Annotated in this window: 18 protein-coding genes; 11 read left to right on the top strand and 7 right to left on the bottom strand. The window is 70.0% G+C overall.

Features of this window, described 5'->3' with window-relative positions:
- Window positions 1-45 precede the first annotated feature (45 nt).
- The 10 genes from ACZ7OI_RS09415 (at window position 46) to ACZ7OI_RS09370 (ending at window position 16405) form a co-directional block, all read left to right on the top strand.
- A complete protein-coding gene (locus ACZ7OI_RS09415) occupies window positions 46-1068 on the top strand; it encodes an LLM class flavin-dependent oxidoreductase (RefSeq protein ID WP_370937790.1) in 1023 nt (340 codons plus the stop codon).
- 143 nt (window positions 1069-1211) lie between these two features.
- A complete protein-coding gene (locus ACZ7OI_RS09410; RefSeq protein WP_470263699.1) occupies window positions 1212-3320 on the top strand; it encodes an acyltransferase family protein in 2109 nt (702 codons plus the stop codon).
- A gap of 309 nt (window positions 3321-3629) precedes the next feature.
- The gene (locus ACZ7OI_RS09405) at window positions 3630-4748 is read left to right on the top strand and encodes a cobalamin-independent methionine synthase II family protein (RefSeq protein WP_470263698.1); all 1119 of its coding nucleotides are present in this window, start codon (window positions 3630-3632) and stop codon (window positions 4746-4748) included.
- Between the two features lie 316 nt (window positions 4749-5064).
- Window positions 5065-6303 (top strand): ABC1 kinase family protein, encoded by a 1239-nt coding sequence (locus ACZ7OI_RS09400; RefSeq protein ID WP_470263697.1) that lies wholly within the window; start codon window positions 5065-5067, stop codon window positions 6301-6303.
- Window positions 6300-7238: a DUF1702 family protein gene (locus tag ACZ7OI_RS09395; protein WP_470263696.1), complete on the top strand. Its 939-nt coding sequence runs from the start codon at window positions 6300-6302 to the stop codon at window positions 7236-7238. Before ACZ7OI_RS09400 ends, ACZ7OI_RS09395 begins: the two co-directional genes overlap by 4 nt.
- Window positions 7235-9154 (top strand): CRTAC1 family protein, encoded by a 1920-nt coding sequence (locus ACZ7OI_RS09390; protein WP_470263695.1) that lies wholly within the window; start codon window positions 7235-7237, stop codon window positions 9152-9154. Before ACZ7OI_RS09395 ends, ACZ7OI_RS09390 begins: the two co-directional genes overlap by 4 nt.
- Window positions 9151-10083, top strand: a complete 933-nt coding sequence (locus ACZ7OI_RS09385; protein ID WP_470263694.1) for an enediyne biosynthesis protein UnbU — start codon at window positions 9151-9153, stop codon at window positions 10081-10083. The genes ACZ7OI_RS09390 and ACZ7OI_RS09385 overlap by 4 nt, the downstream gene beginning before the upstream one ends.
- On the top strand, window positions 10080-15284 hold the full coding sequence (locus ACZ7OI_RS09380) for an SDR family NAD(P)-dependent oxidoreductase (RefSeq protein ID WP_470263693.1): 5205 nt from the start codon (window positions 10080-10082) through the stop codon (window positions 15282-15284). The genes ACZ7OI_RS09385 and ACZ7OI_RS09380 overlap by 4 nt, the downstream gene beginning before the upstream one ends.
- Entirely contained in the window at window positions 15281-15712 is a 432-nt protein-coding gene (locus tag ACZ7OI_RS09375) for an acyl-CoA thioesterase (RefSeq protein WP_470263692.1), read from the top strand. Before ACZ7OI_RS09380 ends, ACZ7OI_RS09375 begins: the two co-directional genes overlap by 4 nt.
- Before the next feature lie 12 nt (window positions 15713-15724).
- Entirely contained in the window at window positions 15725-16405 is a 681-nt protein-coding gene (locus ACZ7OI_RS09370; protein ID WP_470263691.1) for a winged helix-turn-helix transcriptional regulator, read from the top strand.
- Between the two features lie 394 nt (window positions 16406-16799).
- On the opposite strand, the gene ACZ7OI_RS09365 is transcribed toward ACZ7OI_RS09370, so the two are convergent.
- The 6 genes from ACZ7OI_RS09365 to ACZ7OI_RS09340 all read right to left on the bottom strand — a co-directional run bounded on the left by ACZ7OI_RS09365 (window position 16800) and on the right by ACZ7OI_RS09340 (window position 21584).
- Window positions 16800-17531 carry a twin-arginine translocation signal domain-containing protein gene (locus ACZ7OI_RS09365; protein WP_470263690.1) on the bottom strand — a complete coding sequence of 244 codons (732 nt, stop codon included), beginning with the start codon at window positions 17529-17531 and terminating at the stop codon, window positions 16800-16802.
- Between the two features lie 258 nt (window positions 17532-17789).
- Window positions 17790-18392 (bottom strand): 3,4-dihydroxy-2-butanone-4-phosphate synthase, encoded by a 603-nt coding sequence (locus ACZ7OI_RS09360; protein ID WP_470263689.1) that lies wholly within the window; start codon window positions 18390-18392, stop codon window positions 17790-17792.
- An 8-nt stretch (window positions 18393-18400) separates the two neighbouring features.
- The gene (locus ACZ7OI_RS09355) at window positions 18401-18973 is read right to left on the bottom strand and encodes an NADPH-dependent FMN reductase (RefSeq protein WP_470263688.1); all 573 of its coding nucleotides are present in this window, start codon (window positions 18971-18973) and stop codon (window positions 18401-18403) included.
- 33 nt (window positions 18974-19006) lie between these two features.
- Complete coding sequence (locus ACZ7OI_RS09350; RefSeq protein ID WP_470263687.1) at window positions 19007-19795, bottom strand: creatininase family protein; 789 nt, start codon at window positions 19793-19795, stop codon at window positions 19007-19009.
- A 17-nt stretch (window positions 19796-19812) separates the two neighbouring features.
- Window positions 19813-20220: a RidA family protein gene (locus ACZ7OI_RS09345; protein ID WP_470263686.1), complete on the bottom strand. Its 408-nt coding sequence runs from the start codon at window positions 20218-20220 to the stop codon at window positions 19813-19815.
- Window positions 20217-21584 (bottom strand): purine-cytosine permease family protein, encoded by a 1368-nt coding sequence (locus tag ACZ7OI_RS09340; RefSeq protein WP_470263685.1) that lies wholly within the window; start codon window positions 21582-21584, stop codon window positions 20217-20219. The genes ACZ7OI_RS09345 and ACZ7OI_RS09340 overlap by 4 nt, the downstream gene beginning before the upstream one ends.
- 209 nt (window positions 21585-21793) lie before the next feature.
- Between ACZ7OI_RS09340 and ACZ7OI_RS09335 the strand changes: the two genes are divergently transcribed.
- Complete coding sequence (locus tag ACZ7OI_RS09335; RefSeq protein WP_470263684.1) at window positions 21794-22960, top strand: LLM class flavin-dependent oxidoreductase; 1167 nt, start codon at window positions 21794-21796, stop codon at window positions 22958-22960.
- Between the two features lie 49 nt (window positions 22961-23009).
- Here the strand turns inward: ACZ7OI_RS09335 and ACZ7OI_RS09330 are convergent, their stop codons facing one another.
- Window positions 23010-23594, bottom strand: a complete 585-nt coding sequence (locus ACZ7OI_RS09330) for a helix-turn-helix domain-containing protein (RefSeq protein ID WP_470263683.1) — start codon at window positions 23592-23594, stop codon at window positions 23010-23012.
- Between the last annotated feature and the right edge of the window lie 97 nt (window positions 23595-23691).

The following is a 23691-nucleotide window of genomic DNA, read 5'->3' as shown; positions in this document are numbered from 1 at the left end:
TCGGGCCCCGGGAATTCTGCCGGGTAGTTGAACGTTTGACGATGCGTGAAGAAGATTGGCTTCCTCTCGTTCGGCCACTGGTCGGCGAGCGCGCACTCCGAGACCCGGTCGGCCTCCGACTTCCTGCACCAGTCGATCGACCTGGCGGTCGCGGCGGAGGAGCTGGGCGTCGACGGCGCGTACTTCCGCGTGCACCACTTCGCGCGCCAGGCGGGCAGCCCGTTCCCGCTGCTCGCGGCCATCGGCGCGCGGACGTCGAAGATCGAAATCGGCACCGGCGTGATCGACATGCGCTACGAGAACCCGCTGTACATGGTCGAGGACGCGGGCGCCGCCGACCTCATCTCGCGGGGCAGGCTCCAGCTCGGCGTGAGCCGGGGGTCCCCCGAGCAGGTCATCGACGGCTGGCGCTACTTCGGCTATGCCCCCGCTGAGGGCGAGACCGAGGCGGACATGGCCCGCGACCGCGTCGAAGTCTTCCTGAAACTGCTGGAAGGCGAAGGCTTCGCCCAGCCGAACCCGCGCCCGATGTTCGCCAACCCGCCGGGCCTGCTCCGCCTGGAGCCGCATTCCGAGGGCCTGCGCGACCGCATCTGGTGGGGCTCGGGCTCGAACGCGACCGCCGTCTGGGCGGCGAAACTGGGCATGAACCTGCAAAGCTCCACGCTGAAGGACGACGAGACCGGCGAACCGCTGCACGTCCAGCAGCGCAAGCAGATCGAGGCCTACCGCGAAGCGTGGAAGGAAGCGGGACACGAGCGCGAGCCGAGGGTGTCGGTGAGCCGCAGCATCTTCGCGCTGACCAACGACCTGGACCGCGCGTACTTCGGCCGCGACCGCAACTCGCGCGACCAGATCGGCATGATCGACGAAAACACCCGAGCCATCTTCGGCCGCTCGTACGCTGCCGAGCCGGACGAACTGGTGCGGGAGCTGAAGGAAGACGAGGCGGTGCAGGCCGCGGACACGCTGCTGCTGACTGTGCCGAACCAGCTGGGCGTGGACTACAACGCCCATGTGCTGGAGAGCATCCTGACCCACGTCGCCCCGGAACTGGGCTGGCGCTGAGCGCGGACTGACCGAGGGGACGGCGGTTGCCGTCCCCTCTTTCCGCACGTCGGGTCGGCGATTCGGCCAGCCCGTGCCGGGCCTGCCTGCCGGTCCCGCTAGCATCACTGAGTTTTCAGCGGGGCGGGACACAAGGGGCGGAAATGGGCACGGGGACGTTGAGCGGGCCGGTGCGGCCCTCGCAGTCGTCAGGGGAGCGAAGACCGGCATTCCGGCCGGACATCCAGGCGCTGCGCGCGGTGGCGGTCGGGCTGGTGGTGCTGAACCATCTCTGGCCCGCCCGGTTGACCGGCGGTTACGTGGGCGTCGACGTCTTCTTCGTCATTTCCGGCTTCCTGATCACGTCGCATCTGGTCCGCGAGGTCGCGAGCACCGGGCGGATCCGGCTCGCGAAGTTCTACGCCCGCCGCGTGCGCCGCCTCCTGCCCGCGGCGTTTCTCGTCCTGGCGTTCGTCGTTGTCGCCGCGTACTTCCTGATGCCGTATCCGCGCTGGGAGTCCAACGCGCAGGAAGTCATCGCGAGCGCGCTTTACTGGGAAAACTGGCTGCTGGCTGCGAATTCCGTCGACTACTCGCATTTCACCCAGTCGGCGAGCCTGTCCCAGCACTACTGGTCGCTGTCGGTCGAGGAGCAGTTCTACCTGTTCTGGCCGCTGCTTCTCCTGCTGCTGTTCAAGATCCGCGCGCGGCGGGTGAGGATCGCCGGCGTCGCGATCGTCGGGATCGCCTCGCTGGGCTTCAGCATCTGGTTCACCGACGTGTCCAAGAGCCAGGCGTATTTCGTGACGCCGGTGCGGGTGTGGGAGTTCGCGCTCGGCGCGTTGCTGGCCTTCGGCGGTGCGAAGCTCGTGCTGTCCAAGGTCGTCGCGAACGTGGCCTCGCTGGCCGGTTTCGCCGCGATCGCCGCCGCCGCGATCCTGTTCGACGATCAGACCGCGTTCCCCGGCGCGACCGCCTTGCTGCCCGCGATCGGCACCGCGCTGGTCATCTTCGGCGGCAGCCGCGAGGGACGGCAATGGCACACGCCGCTGTCCTCGTCTCCGCCGGTGCAGTGGCTGGGGAATGTCAGTTATTCGCTGTACCTGTGGCATTGGCCGCTGATCATGCTGGCTCCGTTCGCCTTCCCCGGCGCGCTGGCCGCCGGCATGCTGACCTGGCAGGTCAAGGCGGGCATCGTCGGTGCGTCCCTGGTCGCGGCGTACGCGTCGAAGCGACTTGTCGAGGACCCGGTCCGGACCTGGCAGCCGTTGAGCCGCACCGCCGGGGTGACCTTCGCCGGCATGGTGGCCGGAATGCTCGTCGTATGCGCCGCGGCAGGCGGCTTGACCTGGACGTACGAGCGGCACGTCGACCAGGCGGCCCGCGATCTGGCGGCCGAGACGACCGGCCCGTGCCACGGCGCGAGGGCGCTGATGGCGGGCAACGCGTGCGCTGATCCGTTCGGCCCGGCCAGGAGCGTCGAGATGGGCCCGGCCAACCGGTACTACACCGCGCCCGCGGACTGCCCGCCGCCGCTGTCCCAGTACGCGGCGAGCGACGGCACGAAGACGACCACCAAATGCGATTTCAGCCAGGGCGCGGCGAACCCGACGGTGGTGTGGCTGGTCGGTGACTCGCACGCCCAGCAATGGCAGGGCCCGCTGCTGAGCCTCGCCCGCAAGAACCACTGGCTGATGTACACGAGCTACCTGGGAGGCTGCCCGTTCGCCGAGATCCAAGCCCTGAACTACCACGGCACCGCACTGGACCGGCGGTGCATGGCCTGGACGAAGGCGATGGCCGGCGACATCGCGAAAACGCGGCCCGCGTACGTGTTCACGTCGTTCTACAGCAGGCACGAACGAGCCGACGACCGCAGCGGACGGTCGCAAGCGGAGCAGTACCAGGACGGGCTGAACTCCTACTGGGCACAGTGGACCGGCGCCGGCGCGACGGTGTTCGTGATGGCCGACCCGCCGCTCAACGGACTCGTGCGTGCCACCGACTGCGTCGTGCTGAATCCGGACGACCCCCGGCAATGCGCGGTCGCTCGCTCGGTCGCGCAACCGGCGGACCCGCTGACGGCGGCGGCCAAGGCGAGCACCGACCCGAAGGTCCGGCTGCTCGACCTGACCGACTACTTCTGCGACCGGCAACGCTGCTACGCGGTGATCGGAAAGGTCAGTGTGTATTACGACGCCGACCATATGAACCTGGACTACAGCCTGAGCCTCGACCAGGGCATCGCCGCGGCCGCGGGCCTCCCGGGTTAGCGGAGGGAAACGCGAGTCCGGCAGGAAAGGAAAGCGAGAAGTCTTCGCGGACAGGCTCGAATTCGGCCACAAGCCGATCGGGCAGGGAGTCGCCTGGCTGATGTGCAGAATTTGTCGGCCGAATAGCGGTCGTGGCGGGCGGCGCTGAAGGTTTCGGCAGAGTGTGGAGGGGTTTTTCGCACTCTGCCAATAAACCGCCCTCTCCCATCGCGGCACTGTGTCAACACTTTCGAGCCGGTAATGGCTCGAAAGAAGGATTACCGCGTTCTGCCGTGTTCTTTCCCGCACCGCCGCTTCTAGGCTCGCCGCATGACCATTCCTTCCGAGCCCATCGGCAGCATCCCCCGTTCGCCCGAATTGCTCGGCGCTCTCGCCGCGCGGCAAAGCGGGCAGCTCGGCGACGCGGCGTTCGCCTCCGTTCTCGACCGAGCCGTTCGCGAGACCATCGAAACCCAAGCGGCGATGGGCGCGACCGTGGTCACCGACGGCGAGCAGCGCAAACCCAGCTTCGTCACCTACCCGATCGCGGGCGCGGCGAACCTTTCCGCGGACGGCGTCGTCATCCCCTTCGCCGACGGGCACCAGCGGCAATTGCCCTGTCTGACCTCCGGGCCCTTCCGCTACCAAGAACATGCCGAACGCTATTTACGGGCCGCCAAAGAGTGCACGAACCTTCCGGTGAAACAAGCGGTGATCGCGCCTTCCGCGCTGTCTCTGGTGTACCCGGCATCCGGGATCGACGGCTATTCGCGCGAGAATTTCCTCGACGACCTGGTCGACGGCGCCGAGGCCGATATCCGCGGATGCCTGGACGCGGGCGCGCACGGTGTCCAGCTGGATTTCACTGAGGGGCGCTTGTCGCTGAAGCTCGACCCCAGCGGGCGGATTCTGCGCGATTTCGTCGAGCTGAACAACCGGGTCCTGGAGAGGTTCAGCGAATCCGAACGGGCGCGCATCGGCGTCCACACCTGCCCCGGCGGCGACCTCGACTCGACGCACAGCCTCGACGTCGACTACGCCGGCCTGCTTCCCGAGCTGTTCCGGCACGCCGCAGGCAATTTCTACCTCCAGCTGGCCAGCGAGTCCGACCCGGACCGCGTCCTGCGCGTCGTCGCGGACCAGCTCCGGCCGGGAATCCGGGTGTTCGTCGGAGTGATCGATCCGATCGACCCCCGGGTGGAGACCGCCGAGGAGGTGCGCGACCGCGTTCTGCGCGCCGCCCGGTACATCCCGGTGGAGCAGCTGGGAACCTGCGACGACTGCGGATTCTCCCCGTTCGCCGACGACCAGTCGACGTCGCGCCGGACAGCGTTCGCCAAGATTCGCGCTCGGCTGGAAGGCACTGCGCTCGCGGCGGATCAGCTCGGGGTGGGTTTTCCCGCTGCCCGCAGCAGCCAGGAAGCGCAACGGACCGCCGATGTCGACTGAGTTTCGCGCCGCGTAAGCGAAAGCGGCCAGGTGACGGCTACGCAGGGTGTTTCGCCGTGCCTGGATCGGGCCAGGCACGGTCACGACCGAGTCAGCGGCCGTGCCCCGCGGCCTAGTGGCTGTAGCGGGCCGAGCCGGTTTCCCGGCCCCGATAGGGAAAAACCTTGTCCGGCCGAGTGTTCCGCGCCGGTTTCGCTGGAACGGATGGTCTTGTGGTCACGCGGAGCATGTCTCGCGCTACTGGTTGTAACGTCGGTCGTCGGGCAATCAGCCCGGACGGCGAAGGGGAGAGATGACGTTGTCGAGGGGAGGCGCGGTGGCGCTGAGGACCGCACGTGCGTTCGCGGTCCTCGCCGGCCGGTCGCTGCTGCTGGGACCGGCGACGGCGGCGGCGTGGCTGCGCGGAGAACGGTTCGAGCGAGACGTCTGGCTGGCGGACACTGTGGTGGCGCTGGGCCCGGCGTTCGTGAAGGCGGCCCAGCTCTTGAGCACACGAGCGGACATCCTGCCGCCGCGGGTGTGCCGCGCGCTTTCCCGGCTGCACGACCAGGTCCGCCCGGTCCCGCTGCGCACGATGCCGCCCGCGCTGAGCCTGGGGGCGGGGGAGCCGCAGCTGGTCGGCGCGGGCAGCATCGCCTGCGTGTACCGGGTGGTGCTCCCGGACGGCCGGGCGGTCGCGGCGAAGGTGCGCAGGCCGGGCATCGTCCGGTCGCTCTCGGCTGATCTCGCGATGCTGGAACGAGGTGCTGGGCTGGCGGCGAGGTTGCCGATGCTGCGCGGCGTGCCGGTCGCCGCCGTCGCCGCGCAGCTCGCCGAAAGCATTCGCGCGCAACTGGATTTCGCGAGGGAAGCGGAGCGGCTCGAAGGCTTCCGGAAAGCACTGGGCGCCGCGGACGGAGTGACCGTTCCCGGCATCTGTCCTGGACTGTCCACTGAGGACACTCTGGTGATGGACTTCGTCGACGGGCTGGTGCGCCGCCGTCCGGAGGATCTCGGCGAGGAGCAGCGCCGGAACGCGGTCGTGCGGGCGTTGCGCGCGGTGTACCGGATGCTTTTCCTGGACGGAGTGGTGCACTGCGACCTGCACCCGGGCAACCTCTACTTCCGCGAGGACGGCTCGATCGTCGTGCTGGACGCGGGTTTCGCCGTTCAGCTGTCGGAGTCCGCGCGGGAGAAGTTCGCCGCGTTCTTCTACTGCATGAGCCAAGGCGACGGCGAGGCCTGCGCCGACATCGTGCTGTCGACGGCGAAGGCGCCGCCGGGCTCCGACACCGAGGGATTCCGCGCGGAGCTGGCCGCGCTGGTGGAGAAGCACACCGGACGCAACGCCGCCGACTTCGACCTGGTTTCCTTCTCCGCCAAGCTGTTCGACATCCAGCGTCGGCACGGCCTCCACGCCGACCCGCAGTTCGTGTTCCCGATCCTGTCCCTGCTGGTGCTTGAGGGCACGGTCCGGGAATTCCATCCCGACGTCGACTTCCAGCGGGAGGCACGGCCGATGCTGGTCACCGCCCTGATGGAAAGCGTCGTGGCGGCGCCGCGGGAAGCGAGGTGAGCGCCGGGATCCTGGCCAGGGCGCTGCGCCAGGACTCGAGCCAGGTCGACTTCGGACTGCGCCGGTTCCGGCTGCGGCCCGGCCCGGCTCGCGGCGTCCTGGAATCGGCCGGACGCGCGTTCCTGACCGGATTGAACGCCTCGGTCGAGCCGGACGCCGATGTCCTGTGCCGGCAAGTGTCCGCGCTCGAACCAGAACTGCGCGGGTTCGCGTTCGAGGGCGCGGGAATGGGCTGCGCCCTGCTGGACGTGCTCCTCCCGCTCCGGCGCGGCCGGGTCGGAGCGCTGCTGAGCGGACCGGCCGCGGAGTATCCGCACCTCGTGCACGTCGGCGTCGGCTGGGCTTATGCCCGGCTGCGGCTGCGCCCCTTCCGGAGCACGGCGACAGATCCGTTGCTGCGCTGGCTGGCCTGGGACGGATACGGCTTCCACCAAGGCTTTTTCCGCACTGATCGGGTCGTCGGACGGCACCGCCTCGAACCCGGGCTCGGCCGCGGGCCGCGGCAGATCCGCGACCAGGGGCTCGGCCGGGCGCTGTGGTTCTGCGAATGCGCCGACCCGGACGGTGTTGCCCTGAGGATCGCTGAGTTCCCCGCCGGACGGCAGGCAGACTTGTGGAGCGGGATCGGCCTCGCCGCGACCTACGCGGGAGGGGCCGACGCCGCCGAACTCGCCCGCCTCGCCGACCTGTCCGGTGCGTACCGCGCGCACCTCGCCCAAGGGTGCGCGTTCGCCTGTGCCGCGCGGCGGGTCAGCGGGATCGTGCCCGCGCACACCGACAAAGCCGCGGAAGTGCTAGCCGGAGCCAGTACCGATGACGCTGCGGACTGGACCGACGAGGCGCTCGGACAGCTCATGCCCTACCCGTCGACGCTCGCGCATTACCAGCGCTGGCGCGCGGAAATCCGGTACCTGTGGGAGAGGAAGAGCCGATGAGACCCTTTCTGCGCCGACACCTGGCCCGCATGGTCGCGTTGTTCGGCTGCGCGGCGGTATTCGCGTTCACGGTCGTTCCGCAGTCGTCCTCAGCGGAGGAAACCGAGCTGGCACACCAGTTCTCGTTCACCGCCGCACAAGCCAGCCCGGACAACGCGCCCGGCGGACGGCACGTCCGGACCGTTGCCCCGGCCTACGAACAGATCCGGTCCTGGATCTCCTCGGTGGGCGCGGCGACCGCGCTGTTCGCCGCGGACGGCGGTCCGGTCGCGCACGACGTTTGCCTGGTGGATCCCCGCACGGACACCGTCACCGTCGAACCCGCTCCCGGCACCGGCGCGCGGTACCAGCCGTTCACGCTGGTCCCGTCGGGGCTGGAGATGCCGTCCTTCGCGGCCCCGATGGGCTGCCTGCCCGCCGACGCGGACGAGAACGGCCGCCAGGACGTCGTCGTCTACTACTGGGGCCGTTCGCCGGTGATCTTCGAGCGACTGCCGGGGAATACCCCGTCGGCAGCGGCGTTCCGGCCGCGCGAGCTGGTCAGCCCGTGGCAGGTCTGGAACACCAACGCCGCCACGATCGGCGATTTCGACGGCGACGGGCACCCCGACCTCGTGTTCGGCAATTACTTCCCGGACGGCGCGCGCGTGCTCGACCCCACCGCGCACCAGCCCGAACTGACGATGAACGATTCGCTGTCGCACGCCGCGAACGGGGGCACGCTCCGGCTGTTCCGCTCCGCTGGCGCTGGCCGGTTCGCCGAGGAGCCCGACGCTTTCCCTCCGGGCACGCGGACCGGATGGGCGCTCGCGCTCGCCGCACAGGACATCGGCGGCCGGGGGCGGCCGGATCTCTACGTGGCCAACGACTTCGGCCCGGACCATCTGCTGGTCAACGAATCCTCCCCGGGCCACGCGGCGTTCCGCACGGCGACCGGTACGCGGCACGCGACGACGCCGAAGTCGAAGGTGCTGGGCAACGATTCGTTCAAGGGCATGGGCGTGGCCTTCGCCGACCTCGACGCGAAGGGCGTCCCGGACATCCTGGTCAGCAACATCACTGAGCCGTACGCGTTGCAGGAAAGCAACTTCGCCTACCAGTCGACCGCGGACCGCGCCGAAACAGCCGACAAGTTGCGCAACGGCGTCGCACCTTACGACGACCACAGCGAGGAGCTCGGCCTGTCCCGCACCGGATGGTCGTGGGACGTCAAAGCCGCCGACTTCGGCAATTCCGGTTCCGAGGAAGTCATGCACGCGACCGGTTTCGTCGCCGGCGAGGTGAACCGGTGGGCGCAGTTGCAGGAGACCGCGATGTCGAACGACCTCGTGCTGAGCCATCCCTCGCTGTGGCCGCGATTCACCGAGGGTACCGATCTGTCCGGACACGACCGCAACACGTTCTTCGCCCGCGGCTCGGACGGCCGCTACGTGAACGTCGCGGACCAGGTCGGGGTCGGCACCGACGCGGTCAGCCGCTCGTTCGCGGTCGGCGACGTCGACGGGGACGGCCGGCTCGATTTCGTCGTCGCCAACCAATGGGCGCCGTCCACGTTGTACCGCAACACCTCGCCCGCCGGTGCTTTCCTGGGATTGCGCCTGCGAAAACCCGTCGGCGCCAATGCGTGCCGCGCGAATGCGCCGGGGCCGACGTCGCCCGCGATCGGAGCCGAGGCGGAGGTCGCCGCGCCGGGTGGCGGGAAACGGCTGCAGCAGGTGTACCCGGCCAACGGCCACAACGGCGTCAACGCCCCCGACCTGCACTTCGGCCTGGGCAATCAGCCACCGGCCTCCGTGCCGGTCCGCCTGGCGTGGCGGGACGGCTGCGGACACCGGCACGACGGTTCGGTGGCGCTCCCGCCCGGCTGGCACCAGCTGCGGCTCAACCCCGACGGCACCATCGAGGAGGACCGGTGACCAAGTCGCCGAGCGAACGCCGTTCCGCCGCCCTGCGCCGGTTCGGCGCGTCGATCACCGTGCTGACCGTGCTCGGGCACACCGTGCTCGGCTTCGAACAGGCGTATCTCACCCCGGTGGTCGCCGTGTTCGCGGCGCTGACCGCGGAGATCGTGCTGGAGTCGGTGGAGGCCGCGACCGCCGGACGCCGTCCGCGGTACCTCGGCAAACCGGGCGCGGTGGCCGACTTCCTGCTTCCCGCCTACATCACCGGCATGGCGTGCGCGATGCTCCTGTACGCCAACGACCGGTTCATGCCGACGGTGCTCGCCTCGGTCGTCGGCGTCGCCTCGAAGTACGTCGTCCGGGTGCGGATCGGCGGCAAGAGCAGGCACGTGCTCAACCCGAGCAACGTCGGGATCGTGGTGGTCCTGCTGCTGTTCGGCTGGGTCGGCATCGCGCCGCCGTACGAGTTCACCGAATGGGTCGCCGGCTGGTGGGGCGCGGTCGTGCCCGCGTTGCTGCTGATCGCCGGGACCATGCTCAACGCCAAGCTCACCGGCAAGATTCCGCTGATCCTCGGCTGGATCGGCGGTTTCCTTGGCCAGGCCGTGCTGCGCGCGCTGTTCACCGACATTTCGCTGGTCAGTGCGGTGCTGCCGATCACCGGGACGGCGTTCGTCCTATTCACCAACTACATGATCACCGACCCCGGAACGACGCCGTCGTCCCGGCGGAACCAGGTCTGTTTCGGCCTCGCCACGGCCGCGGTCTACGGCGTGCTGGTGCAGTTCCACGTCGTCTTCGGCCTGTTCTTCGCGCTGACGATCACCTGCGCGCTGCGGGCTGTGGTGCTCGCGGTCGCCGCCCGCAAGAGTCCTCAGTGGACCGTCTTGGTCCCGGCGCAACGCACCGCCGCCGAGCCGGCGCCGGCCCGGGAACCCGCGTGACCCGCCGCGAACCCGGCGAGCCGATCGCGATCGTCGGGATGGCCTGCCGCTATCCGGACGCGGACGGCCCGGCGCAGCTGTGGGAAACCGTGCTCCACCAACGCCGCGCGTTCCGGCGGCTGCCGCCGGGCCGGCTCGACCTCGCCGACTACTGGAGCGCCGACACGAGCGCCCCGGACCGGACGTACAGCACCCAGGCCGCGGTGCTGGCGGACTGGGAGTTCGACCGGGAAGCGTTCCGGATCCCCGGCTCGACGTTCCGCGCGGCGGACCCCGCGCACTGGCTGGCGCTGGAAACCGCGGATCGCGCGCTTGCCGACGCGGGTCATCCGGCGGGCGCGGGCCTGGACGCGGACCGCGTGGCCGTCATCGTCGGCAACAGCCTGACCGGCGAAATCACCCGCGCCCGGACGCTGCGGCTGCGCTGGCCGTACGTCCGCGACGTCCTGCGCGCCACGCTCGACGAGGAGAACCTGGCGGAGGTCGAAAAGCGGTACCTGGCAGCGTTTCCCGAAGTAGGGGACGAGACGCTGGCGGGGAGTCTCGCCAACACCATCGCGGGCCGCATCTGCAACCACTTCGGCTTCCACGGCGGCGGGTACACAGTGGACGGTGCGTGCGCTTCGTCGATGCTCGCGGTGATCACCGCCTGCCGGGCACTCCGGGACGGCGGAGCGGACTTCGCGCTGGCCGGGGGAGTGGATCTGTCGCTGGACCCGTTCGAGCTGGTCGGATTCGCCAAGACCGGCGCGCTCGCCGCCGAGGAAATGCGGATCTACGACGAGCGTTCGGCCGGATTCTGGCCGGGCGAGGGCTGCGGGATGCTCGCGCTCGCCCGCGCCGAAGACGCCCGCGCGGCGGGAGTGCCGGTGTATGCGGAAATCCTCGGCTGGGGCGTCTCGTCGGACGGTCGCGGCGGCATCACCCGGCCCGAGGCGGACGGGCAGCTGCTCGCGTTGCGCCGGGCGGGCGAGATGGCCGGGGTCGGGCACGCCGAGATCGGGCTGTACGAGGGACATGGCACGGGGACGGCGGTCGGCGATCTCGTCGAGCTGACCGCGTTGAACCGGGCCCGGTCCGGAGCCGGTCCGGCCGCCGCGCTCGGTTCGGTCAAGGCGAACATCGGGCACACCAAGGCGGCGGCCGGCGCGGCCGGGGTGGTCAAGGCCGCGCTGAGCGTGTCGTCCGGGATGCTGCCGCCGACCACCGGCTGCACGACGCCGCATCCGGCGCTCGGGGAGACCCTGCGGGTGCTGCGCGCTCCCGAGCCGTGGCCGGACGGCCGCCGGCTCGCCGGGGTGAGCGCGATGGGCTTCGGCGGCATCAACACCCACGTCGTGCTGGGTTCCCCGGCGCGGCCTCGCCCGGTGCGGTCGCCGGCGCCGAGCCGTCCGGCTCCGGAGTTCGACGTCATCGCTGTCAGCGGACCGGATCCCGCCCGGGTTGCCGCTGAGCTGACCCGGATCGCCGAGACGGCACCGCTGCTGTCGCGCGCTGAGTTGCACGACCTGGCCTGCCAATACGGACGCCGGGACCCAGCCGGGCCAGTCCGGGCCGCGCTCGTCGCACGAACCCCGGCCGAACTTGCCGCGCTCGCCGCCCGCGCGGCGGCCGAGGCGCCGTCGCTGACGCGCGGACAGCTCTCGACGTCGCCGGGCTCCTGGCTGGGAAACGCCGTGCCGGGCCGGGTCGCGCTGCTGTTCCCCGGACAGGGCGCGAGCGGCGCGGAACCGGCGGACACCACGCTGGCTCAACCCGCGATCTACCGCGCGTCCCAGGCAGCGCTGTCCCGGCTCGAGGAGCTGGGCGTGGCCGCCACCGTCGCGATCGGGCACAGTCTCGGCGAACTGGCCGCGCTCACCTGGGCGGGGTGCCTGTCCGCGGAGGACGGCGAACGGCTGGCCGTCGAACGCGGCCGGATCATGGGCGAATACGGGACGTCCGGCACCGGGATGCTCGCTGTCGCGACGAGCGAGGCCGAGGCGCTCTGCGCGGGGACGGACGTCGTGCTCGCCGCCGACAACTCCGCCGAGTCGCAGGTGCTTTCCGGCACCGTGGCCGAACTCCAGGCGGTGGCGCGCGAGGCCGAGCGGCACGGCTTTCGCGTCGCCTGGCTTCCGGTGTCTCACGGTTTCCACAGCCCCGCGATGGCGGACTGCGTCGCCCCGTGGCGCGAATTCCTCGGCAGCATCGAGCTTTCTCCGGTGCGGTACACCGTGATGTCCACTGTGTACGGTCGGCAACTCGCCGAGGACGACGACCTCGTCGAACTGCTCGTCACGCAACTCTGCGCGCCGGTGCGGTTCCGGGCCGCGATGCGGGCCGTCGACGTGGATTTGTTCTGCGAAGCGGGTCCCGGCCGTGCCCTGAGCGCCTTGGCCGGCCAGAAGACCCCGACGGTCAGCCTGGACGCCGGCGACCGCGCAGCCGCCGATTCCGCCGCAGCGCTGTTCGCCGCCGGTGCCGCCGCGAATCTCGTCCCGTGGTTCGCCGGACGCTCCGCTCGCCCCCTCGACCTCGACCGCGAACCGGAGTTCCTGACGAACCCGTGTTCCGTGGCGCCGTCGGTGGTTCCCTCGCCAGGGGAAGCCATGGACGCCGCTCCGGCGCGCGACGCCGCCGCGACGGTCACCAGCCTGCTCGCCGAAGCCACCGAACTCGACGCGGCACTCATCGGCTCTGACGCCCGCCTGCTCGCCGACCTCAACTTGAGCTCGCTACGGGCGACCCAGCTCGTCGTCGAGGCGGCTTCGGCGCTGGGCCGGACGCTGCCGTCGGTGTCGATGGCCTTCGCCGACAGTTCGGTGGGCGAGGTGATCGCGGAGATCGAACGACTCCCGGAGACCTCGGAATCCGACGCGGAGGCGCTGGGCGTGCGGCCGTGGCTCGGCTGTTTCGCCGAGACGCTGGTCCCGGCTCGGACGGAACCCTGGCGTCCGACCGAAACCGTGTACCTCGCCGACCCCGAAGACGTCGAGGCGCTGCTCGATTCCGGGCGGAAAGCGTTGTGTCACAAGGCACTCGTAGTGGTGACGCACGACTGCGCGATCAGCGGCTTCTTCCGTTCGCTGCACCAGGAACATCCCGAGATCGGCGTCACTCTCGCTCAAGTCCCGGTGCGCACCAAGGATTTCTCCGCGCTCCACGCCGAACCCGGCCGCTTCCGCGAACTAATCCTCGGCGAGGACGGCGCCTGGTACGAACCGCGCGAACAGCTAGTGCCCGCGGTGCCCGCCGAAACACCGCTCGGCGACCAAGACGTGCTGCTGGTCAGCGGCGGCGGCAAAGGCATCGGCTACGCCTGCGCGCACGCACTGGCCAGCGCGACCGGCCTCGCCCTCGCCGTACTCGGCCGTTCCCACCCGGAGACCGACGCACTCCTCCAGTCCAATCTGGACCGGCTCCGCGCGGACGGCATCCGCGTCGCCTACGAGGCCGCGGACGTCGGCGACCCTGAGGCCGTCGCGCTCGCCGTGGAAAAGCTCACCGCCGAAACCGGTCCGGCGACCGCGCTGCTGCACGCGAGCGGCATCAACGAACCCGCCCGCTTCGCCGACTTGACGCCCGGCCGCGTCCACGCTCACCTGCGCCCGAAGATCACCGGGCTCCGCGCCTTGCTCGCCGCTGTCCCGGCCGAATCGCTGAAGCTGCTGGTCACGTTCGGCTCGGTGATCGGGTCGGCTGGGATGGCGGGGGAGTGCCACTACGCGCTGGTCAACGGACTCCTGCGCGCCGAGGCCCGACGGCTCGCGCGAGAACTGCCCAGCTGCCGGGTGCTCGACATCGCCTGGTCCGCCTGGTCGGGCACTGGCATGGCCGAACGCATGGGCGCGGCGCAGGCCCTCGCCCGCTCCGGTGCCACGCCGATCTCGGTCGAGGAAGGGACGGAGCTGTTCCTGCGCCTGCTGCGCACGCAGTCGACGTCCGCCGATGTGTCAGTGCACGGACGGCTCGGCGGGGAACTCCCGGCGGGAACGGGCCGGTTCCTGCAGCGGATCCGGGCTGGCCATCCCGGCGTCGAACTCGTCGCCGACTCGACGCTTTCCCTGCGCACAGACCCTTGGCTGGACGGCCACCGCGTCGACGGAGCCGCGCTGCTGCCCGCCGTCGTCGGACTGGAAGCCATGGCGCAAGCCGCCTCGACAGTCGCGGGCCGGGCCCTGACGACCGCCTGCGACGTCAGATTCGACCGCCCCGTCGTCATCGCCGAAACCGGCGAGCACGTCGTCCGGGTATGCGCGCTGCGGGAGGGCGACGTCGTGACCACCGTGCTGCGCTGCGCGGAATCCGGTTTCCTCGTGGACCACTTCACCGCCACTTTCCCTTTGTCGGCACCGGAAAACGTCGCCGCGCCGCCCGAAGTTCCCGATCGCGGCCGGATCGAACCAGCCGACCTTTACAACCAGCTCCTATTCCACAATGGACAGTTTCGCCGAGTCGCCGCGGCGGCCGTCCCGGACCCGTGGTCCTGCCGGGCCACGATCACCCCGAACGACGAACCCTGGTACACCTCGGTACTCGGCGACCCCGCCGCCCACGACGCCACCGTGCACGTCCTGCAGTCGTGCGTCCCGACGCGTCGCCTCCTGCCCGTCGCCTGCGACCGCGTCGACTTCGACCCGCGCGCGACCGGCCCGTGGGAACTGCACGGCACCGAACAACACGCCGCCGACGGCCGCTACGCCTGGAACGTCCTGGCCACGGACGCGCAAGGCCGCACCGCTGTCCGATGGACCGGCCTGCGTCTGGCCGACACCGGACCGCTGCCCGACGACCGACCTCGGCCCCCGGCATTGCTGTCCGTCGCGATCACCAGGACGGCCGTCGCGCTCGGACTCGATCCGTCGTTGCGAGTGTCGATCGGCGAACCGTTCACTGTGGACGCCGACAGCTCCTGTCCGGTCGCCAGTGCCTGGGAGTTCGCCGGACCGCACGGGCCGCCGGACGCTGGGTTGCTCCGCGTCATCTCAGGCCCTTGCGACGAGTCGTCCGAGCTCCTGGCCGCACGAGCCTCGACAGTGACGCGATGCCTGACTGAGGTGAACGCAAGTCCTTCGGACGCAAGGCTTTCCGGAGCCTACGACGGAGGATGGCTCGTCCTCGCAGCGGGCAGCGCCAGAATCGCCTCCGCCGTGTTCACGGTGGACGGATACCGGCTGCCAGTCGCCATCGCACTGCTCACGGTTGGCGGTGCCGGATGACCCCGGCGTACCGGTACCGCCATCCCGTCACGCTGGAGGAAACCAACCTCGTCGGCAACGTCTACTTCGCGCATTACCTTCGCTGGCAAGGACATTGCCGAGAACGGTTCCTCGCCGAACACGCCCCCGACGTCCTCGCCTCGCTCACCGACGGCTTCGCTGTAGTCACCACCGGCTGCGGCTGCGAATACTTCGGTGAACTGACCGCCGGGGATGTCGTCGAACTGCGGATGACTCTGACCGAACTCGAGGGCCACCGGGTCGCGATGGCGTTCGACTACTACCGGACCGAGGTCGCGGTGCCGCAGCTCGTGGCCCGCGGACACCAGGCCGTCGCCTGCATGACCCGCGGACCCGCCGGACTCGAACCGGTCCCGGTCCCCGGGCAACTCCGGACGGCCCTCACGCCGTACTTGAAAATCCAGTAGTAGGCTGGGGTGGTGACGACCACCGCACGAGGGGAGCGGCAGTACCGGCAGTACTGCGGGCTGGCCGCTGCTCTCGACACTGTCGGGGAACGCTGGACGCTGCTCATCGTCCGCGAACTGCTCCTCGGCCCGCGCCGCTACACCGAGCTGCTCGCGGACCTGCCCGGCATCGGCACGAATCTCCTGGCGGACCGGCTGAAGAAACTGGGCGCCGCCGGAATCGTCGAGCGCTCCGAAACCGGCGCCGGACACGCGTACCGGCTCGGCCCGCTGGGCGAACAGCTGCGGGAACCGGTGCTGGCGCTGTCGAAATGGGGCATCGGCCTGCTGGGCGAACCGAGCGCGGACATGGTCACGCGGCCGCACTGGGCGCTGCTGGCGGTCCAGTCGATGGCGGACGCGAGCCGGCTGCCGGAGGCGGCGGAGACGTACGAGTTCAGAGTGGACGAGGAGATCTTCCACCTGACCATCGACCACGGCGCCCTGACCACGGCGCGCGGGCCTGCCGAATCGCCGGTGCTGAGCATTCGCACGGACGCGACGACGTTCGTCCGCATCGGCGCCGGTGCGCTCGGGCCGTTCGAGGCGCTGGCGACGGGGAAGCTGACTTTCGCGGGAGACGCGCAAGCGGTGATGCGGTGTTCGACGGTGCTGGGATTGACGGAGGGGGATGGTTCGCGCGCAGGCGGATGAACCGGGTTCCGTTCGACGCATCGGATCCGATGAAGCGGCCCGGTTCGCACGGGGTGAACGGGGCCGCCCTGCGGCCTGGCACTCGAAGAAGCGGCTGGTCGGTCCTGCGCCCGGGGCGAGCCGGGTCGTTCTGCGGTGCTGAACTGGAAGAAGTGGCTGGTCGGTCCCGTGCACGAGGTGGACGGGGCCGTTCTGCGGTGCTGGACCGGAAGTAGCGGCCGGTCGGTCCCGCGCCCGGGGTGAGCCGGGCCGCTCTGTGGCGCTGAACGGGAAGTAGCGGCTGGTCGATCCCGCGCCGAGCAGAACCGAGCCGCTCTGCAACCGCGAACCCGAAGAAACAGCCCGGTCCGCCCCGCCGCACGGAGTGGACCGGGCCGCTCCGCAACCCGGAACCTCAGAGTCCGCCCACCTTCACCGGGAATTTCTGGATCGTCGCGATCGTCGTGTCCGGGTCGTCCGGCAGCACCAGGTCGATCGGGTTCTGCAGCTGGTAGAGGTCCCCTCGCGGAGGGAACTGCGTGAGCTGCCCGACCAGGATCCCCGGCTCCTTCGTCGTCAGCACCAGCGGCTCGTAGGCCTTCCGGGACTGGATGCCCGCCCGCCGCAGCATGTCGCCGGGCTGGTCGATCGTCATGGTGAAGCTCAGGACCATGACCTGCTCGTAGCGCGGCGGGAACCGCTGCGTCAGCTTGAGCAGGCTCTTCGCGTCCACGTCGACGTCGTTCTGCTCGATCGTGATCGTGCCGCCGCCCTGTTTCGCGCTGTCGCCGCCGGGCAGTTCGGCCGACACCCGGTGGCCGACGACGCGCAGCCGCACCGAGTTGAACGGGTCGTCCGGGTTCACGTCGACCCGGACCTTGATCCCGCCCCGGAAATCGACGCTGACCAGGGCTGTCCGGATCTGCAGCGGGGTGTTGATCGCGAGGCAGCTGCACGGGATCTCCGCCCCGATCGGCGGCAGTCCGGTCTGCTGCGGGAAGGCCTGGGCCTGCTGCCCGCCCAGCAGGCCGCCGGCCGCGACCCCGCCCACCCCCAGCGCGGCCGCGGCGGCGGCTCCCTTCAGGAAGTCCCGCCGGTCCTTGCCGGAACCGGGTTGCTCGGGTTTGTCGTCGTTCGGAGCAGGCATCCTCTACCTCCGCAGGTGCGTGTCGAAGACTCTGGCTCGCTTGAATTTAAGGTAGTGCCGGTCCGGTCGGACAGGGGCCGGAACAAGATCGACCCGCTCGTGTCCGCCGCCGATGACCCACGGCGACCGGACCCGGGAGGCGGGCCAGCCGGACAGGCGACCCCGGTCATCAGATCGGAGGTCGCCCGACAGCAACAGCCTCGTCCCGGCCAGTCAAGACGGAGCGCGCTTCGGGACCGGCGGCCGTCGAGAACGGGCTTATCGAGGCATCCGCGAGCAATTCCGGAGAACCGCAGCCGTATCGACGACTGGCAAGCCGTGCGCGGCGGCGAAGGCAGCTGATTCGTCCGGCGTAGCCATCCTCCTCGGATCTGCCGGGCTGACCAGGGCGGCGAACGCAGCCGCGGCGGGCAGCCCGGCCAGCAGGCACAGTTCGACGGCCGCTTCGGGGATCGCGAGCCTGCCAAGGATTCCTCGCGGGTGCGTGGCGTAAGGCAGTACGTGTCCGGGCCGGTGCAGGTCCTCCGGCCGGGTGTCGCGGGAGGCGAGGCGACGGATCGTCTCCGCCCGGTCCGCGGCCGAGATCCCGGTGGTGACGCCAGTCGCGGCATCGACCGCGACGCACCAGCCGGAACCTCGGCCGAAGTTCGGGCGCATGGGCGGCAGTTCGAGCGCGTCGCACCGGTCGCTGGGCAGTGCGACACACACCAGTCCGGAGGAATGCCGGACGACGAACGCCAGCGCGGTCGCGGATGCCTCGGCCGCGGGCAGGACGAGGGCAGCGTCGCTGTCGGAGGAGAGCACGACCGGACGTCCGGGCGCGAGCAAGGCGTCGAGCGGGCGGACGTCGACGGAAGTCATGGCCGGCGTCACGCGACGGTCCGGATCTCCGCCGTCGCGAACCGGGCGACCTGCTCGGCGACGGTGGCGAGCTGCGCGGCGAGTTTCCGGTCGGCGACCCGGCCGTCGGCGGAGAACGGCCGGCCGGCCGAGTCGACCACGACGCCGAGCGGGGTCGGCCAGCCGCGCAGGGCGTGGACGGTCGAGCGCAGCGACGTCAACGTCGTCACCCCCGCCTGCGGCCCGTACGCGCTGACGATGCAGCCGACCGCGCGTCCGTGCAGGTAAGGACGGTCGTCCTCGGCGAGGTCCTGGAGGTAGTCCAAGGCGTTCTTGAGGAGGCCGGACAACCCGCCGTGGTATCCGGGCGTCGAGATCAGCACGCCGTCGGCGCGGCGGATCGCGTCGAGGAACGCGGTCGCGGACGGACAGCGATGGGCGAGATCCGGTTCGTACATGGCGAATCCGAGGTCTCGCGCGGTGAACAGTTCGGTGCGGGCCCCGTGCGCCCGCACGTCTTCGAGCACCGCTCGGAGGGCTCGTTCGGAAGAGGAATCGGGGCGGACAGTGCCGCCGATGCCCACGATCAGGGGGTTGTGCATGGTGGACCGGCTTCCTGCGGCGAAGGGACTGGACTAGCGCGTCCGTGCGGAATCGGGGAAGTCGAAACGTGCGACCTCCGCGAGCTGGTCGCCGAGAGTGCCTGCGAGCGACTTGAATCCGCGCGCGCCCGCCTCGGCGCTGGCCAGTGTCGGGTCCCCGAGGTAGCCTTCCGGGCCGAAATCGTTGGCCAGCCATCCGAAACTGACGCTGCCGCCGAACCGGGCGTGCACGTTGTCGGCCATCTGCGCGGGGATCCGGCGTTCCGCGGAACCGAGGTCGACCAGGTCGGGACGCAGGTGCAGCATCAGGGACGTTTCCGCGGCCCCGCCGTGGATCCCGAGCCCGTTTTCGCTCGCCGCCCAGGCCGGGTCGTGCTCCTCGGGGAGGAAAACGTTGATGGCGAAGGTCAGGAGTCCGTACGCCAGGCGCAGGTCGCGCAGCGCGGTTTGGATTTCGGACACGTTCCCGCCGTGCCCGTTCACGAGGGCGAGCCTGCGGATGCCGGCGGCGGCGACCGAACGTCCGATGTCGTCGAGCGTCGCGGCGAAGGTCGACGTGGACAGGGAAAGGGTGCCCGCCGCCCAGATGTGTTCGACGGACCGACCGTAGCTGATCGTCGGCAGCAGCCACAGATCGAGGTCTTCGCCGTGCCTGGCTACGACTTCTTTCGACACCGCTTCGGCCACGAGCGCGTCGGTGGCCAGCGGAAGGTGCGGGCCGTGCTGTTCGATCGCGCCGACGGGCAGCACCGCGACCGAAGACGGTCCGCAGGCCGTCTCGACTTGCGAGGCCCTCAGTTCGGCGAAAAACCGTGAAACCATAAGGAATTCCTCTTCCTTCAGGAGCCGAGATAGGCGACGGCCCGGATTTCCACCCGCATCTCGGGCGTGGCCAGCGCGGGATAGATCAGCAGCGACGCATACGAACGCTCGGACAGCAGCTTCGGCGCGTGCTCGGCGAGCCAAGCGTCGCGCACCCGCATGTACTCCGCGCGGTCGGCGGGATCGGCGAGAAACTGGTCGAACTGCACGATGTCCTCGAACTCCGCGCCCGCGTCGGCGAGCAGCCGGCGCACCCGGTTCAGCGTGACCAGGGTCTGCGCGGCGACGCCGTGGGCAGGCTGGCCCTGTTCGTCCGTCACGCCGTCGATCCCGCTGAGGAAGACGAAGCCGCCTGCCGCGGCTCCTCTGCCCCAGGGCTGGACTGTCGTGCCGTACTTCAACGGGCCAAGCGCTTGTTTCGTCACTCGTCGGCCTTTCGATAGCGTCGGATGAGGTAGTAGGCCAAGGCGGCCACCGCGCCCGCGACCCACGGCGTGAGGTCGCCGAACTGCGGGAAGCGCGCCGCGAACGCGCCGGTGTAAAGGCTTTGGTCCATGAACGGCACCGAAACCGCGATCGCGAGCACGAACGCCGCCAAGCCCGGGCGGAACCGCCGGGTGCGGTCGAAATACCGCCGCGGGTCGATCTCGCGGCGGCCGAAGACCAGCGTGTCCACGACGACGATTCCCAGCCAGGGGCCGATCCAATAGCCCATCAGGAACAGGAAATTCTGGAAGGTGCCGAACACGGACCCGGCGTTGTGCCCGGCGACGAACCCCACCGCGGTCCCCAGCACGCCGATGATGACGGCGGAGATCCAGCGGCGCACCTTGGCCCCGACCATCAGCAAGCCCAGCGAGGCGGTGTAGATGTCCAGCACGCTGCCGGAGATCGAGGCCGCCAGCAACGCCACCAGGATCACCGCGGCCAGCCCGGACGGGATCAGCTTCGCCACGAGGTCGGTCGGACTGTCCACAGTGATCACGGTGCCGATCGCGGCCCCGACGACCGCCATCCACAGCCCGGCGAGCGAGGCGCCGGAGAACGCCGCGAGCAGCACCCGTCGCCGTGAGGTGTCACGCGGCAGATAACGCGTGTAGTCGGAACCGCCGATGCACCAGCCGAACGTCCTGGTCGAAGCGAGCGCGACGGTGGTCAGCATGCCTCCGGCGACCCCGCCCGCACCCCGGTGCAGGACGTCGCCCGACGCGGCGAGATCGCCTTTCGCCAGGCCGTACCAGGTAAGGATCAGGAACAGCACGGACGCGACGACCGCGAGGAAGCGCTCGGCCTGGTGCACCAGATCGTGCCCGACGATCGCGATGACGATCTGCACCGCCGCGACCGCTACGAGCGAAACCAGGAACGGCAGCCCGAAGAGTTCGCGGACGATGTAGGCCCCGAGCACGGTGTTCACCGCGAAATAGCCGAGGCCGGTCAGGCACAGGAGCAGCACCGGCAGGAAATTGCCGTAGTAGCCGAACGGAATGCGCGACTGGATCATCTGCGGCACCCCGGCGCGCGGCCCCATCGAGGCGGCGAAGCCCAGCAGCACGCTGCCGATCAGGATGCCGATGGCCAGCGACAGGACGGCTTCGCCGAACCCCAGGCCGAGGAACGCGGTGGGAATGGCGCCGACCGCGAGCGCCGAGTACTGCAGATTTCCCGCGAACCACAGGGAAAAGGCGGATCGCGGCGAACCGTGGCGCTGGTCGTCGGGGATCCTTTCGACGCCGTGGTGCTCGACGGATACGGCGGGTGCGCGGACTGCGTGGGCGTCTTTGACCATCTGTCCTCCAGCGGAAGAACCCCCTGCGGCGGATTCACCGGCCATGTTGATATAGGTAACACTGCTGCCACAGCCTGCGCTGAGCCTTCCGGAGATGTCAAGGGCCTGTTTGGGCTTGACACTCCGCAGGTCGAGCCGCACAGTGTTGATATTAGTTACATTTTGCGTCTGCTCACAGCCCGGCCCAGCCCGGGAGGGATGGAGGCCCTGTGCGCCACGGAGTGTTCTTCTTCGGCTCGGTCGAGATGCCGGACGTGCTAGCCGGGAACCCGGTGCCGGCCGCGCGCCGCCGCGCGACCCGCGAGCAGGTGTGGCACGCGCACGAGCGGCTGGTCGGGATGGGCGTGCTCGCCGAGGAATTGGGATACGACAGTTATTGGCTGGCAGAGCACCATTTCCAGCACGAGGGCTACGAGGTCGTGCCGAACGCGATGATGCTGGAAGCGCATCTGGCGGCGCGGACCGAGCGGATCCAGCTGGGGTCGATGTTCAGCATCGTGCCGCAGTGGAATCCGCTGCGGCTGGCCGAGGACTTCAGCAGCCTGCTCAATCTCTCCGGCGGACGAGCGGTGCTCGGCGTCGGCCGGGGCACGGTCTCTCGAGAACTGCGCAGCCTCACCGCGCACCAGGCGGACATCGGAGTGATGTCGTCGAGCGAGGAACGCAAGGTCATCGACGCGCACAACCGCGAGGTTTTCGCCGAGTACATGGACATCGTGCGCACGGCACTGAGTCAGGAAACCTTCTCGTACCAAGGAAAGTTCTTCGAGCTTCCGCCGCCGGACAACCGCGATCCCGACCACGAGGCCGACACGCTGACCCTGGTGCCGGGCCCGCTGCACCCGGTCGAGATCTGGCAGGCGGTCACCAGTCCGCCGACCCTGGACTACGCCGCCGAGGTGGGCCACGGATGCGTGTGGTGGAACCAGTACCACGGGTACATTCGCGACCAGTGGGAGCGCTACGCCGAGCTGTACGAACAACGCCACGGCGTCGGGCTGGCGCCGGGGGAGAAGCGCATTCTGGTGCTGCCCGTGCACATCGCCGACACCCACGAGGAGGCTTGGCGCACCGGGCGGATCGGGCACGACGAGTTCTGGAACCTGCTCGCGCCGTTCGGCTGGAGCAGCGGCTACCAGGGCGACGACGGCAACCGCGCGCCCGCCGGGCTGGTGCCGACGCTGGAGCAGTCCACGAAGCAGAAGTGCTGGGCGGTCGGCACGCCGGAGGAGGTGGCCGAGATCGTGCAGCACCACAAGGACACGCTCGGCCTCGAACACCTGGTGGTGTTCCCGCATTTCCCCGGGCACACCTACGACATGGCCGCCGAGCAGATGCGGCGCTACACCGAACAGGTCGTGCCGCTGCTGCGCTGAGCCTCGTTTTCCGGACCGCGCGGCTCTTCCCCGGCCGCGCGGTCCGCCGTCATTCCCCGGCGTTGATCAGCAGGACCCGGACCGGTTCGTCGCCCAGCCTGCGCCAGCGATGCGGCCGCGACCCCGGATAGGTCGCCACGTCGGCCTCGCCGAGCTGTTCGCGGCGCCCGTCGGCGAAATCCAGCTCGATCCGCCCGGTGACGACGTACAGCATCTCCTGCCCGACGTGCTCGAAATACTCGCCGAACTCCGCCGGGCCGCCGGTGTATTCGATGGGCTGCACCGGAAAACCCGCCCGCGACAGCGCCCGCGCCGTGGACCCGGTCGGGATTTCGGCCCCGGGCATCACCATTCCCTCGTCGGCGCGCAGCAATCCCACGCCCTGCTCCGCGGGTCCGGCGAGAAGGGCCGACACCGTGGTGTCCAGCGCGACCGCGATCCGCTGCAGAGTGCTGACGCTCGCGGCGGCCAGTCCGCGCTCGAACTGGCTGAGAAAGGCATGCGACAGGCGGGAAACCTCGCCGACCTGCTTGAGCGTCAGCCCGCGTCCGCGCCGCAGTTCGCGCACCCGCGCCCCGAGCACCCGCGCCGGATCCGGCGCGGATCCGGAACCGGGGGAGGGAGGGGTTCGCATGGGGCCGACTATACCGGAGCGGGGGTGTTCCGAAGTGGACTCCGCGGGGGAAACGCCATAATGCGCAAGGGAAAGAGTCCGGGGACTGCGGGGGATG

The organism is Amycolatopsis sp. NPDC114503 (assembly GCF_055633655.1).
This window is presented reverse-complemented; position numbering and strand designations above follow the sequence as displayed.

Coding starts and splice junctions, on each gene's coding strand:
- ACZ7OI_RS09355 (WP_470263688.1), bottom strand. CDS start 18,973: ATGCACAACCCCCTGATCGTGGGCATCGGCGGCACTGTCCGCCCCGAT.
- ACZ7OI_RS09375 (WP_470263692.1), top strand. CDS start 15,281: ATGACCCCGGCGTACCGGTACCGCCATCCCGTCACGCTGGAGGAAACC.
- ACZ7OI_RS09390 (WP_470263695.1), top strand. CDS start 7,235: ATGAGACCCTTTCTGCGCCGACACCTGGCCCGCATGGTCGCGTTGTTC.
- ACZ7OI_RS09330 (WP_470263683.1), bottom strand. CDS start 23,594: ATGCGAACCCCTCCCTCCCCCGGTTCCGGATCCGCGCCGGATCCGGCG.
- ACZ7OI_RS09340 (WP_470263685.1), bottom strand. CDS start 21,584: ATGGTCAAAGACGCCCACGCAGTCCGCGCACCCGCCGTATCCGTCGAG.
- ACZ7OI_RS09360 (WP_470263689.1), bottom strand. CDS start 18,392: ATGACTTCCGTCGACGTCCGCCCGCTCGACGCCTTGCTCGCGCCCGGA.
- ACZ7OI_RS09405 (WP_470263698.1), top strand. CDS start 3,630: ATGACCATTCCTTCCGAGCCCATCGGCAGCATCCCCCGTTCGCCCGAA.
- ACZ7OI_RS09350 (WP_470263687.1), bottom strand. CDS start 19,795: ATGGTTTCACGGTTTTTCGCCGAACTGAGGGCCTCGCAAGTCGAGACG.
- ACZ7OI_RS09365 (WP_470263690.1), bottom strand. CDS start 17,531: ATGCCTGCTCCGAACGACGACAAACCCGAGCAACCCGGTTCCGGCAAG.
- ACZ7OI_RS09410 (WP_470263699.1), top strand. CDS start 1,212: ATGGGCACGGGGACGTTGAGCGGGCCGGTGCGGCCCTCGCAGTCGTCA.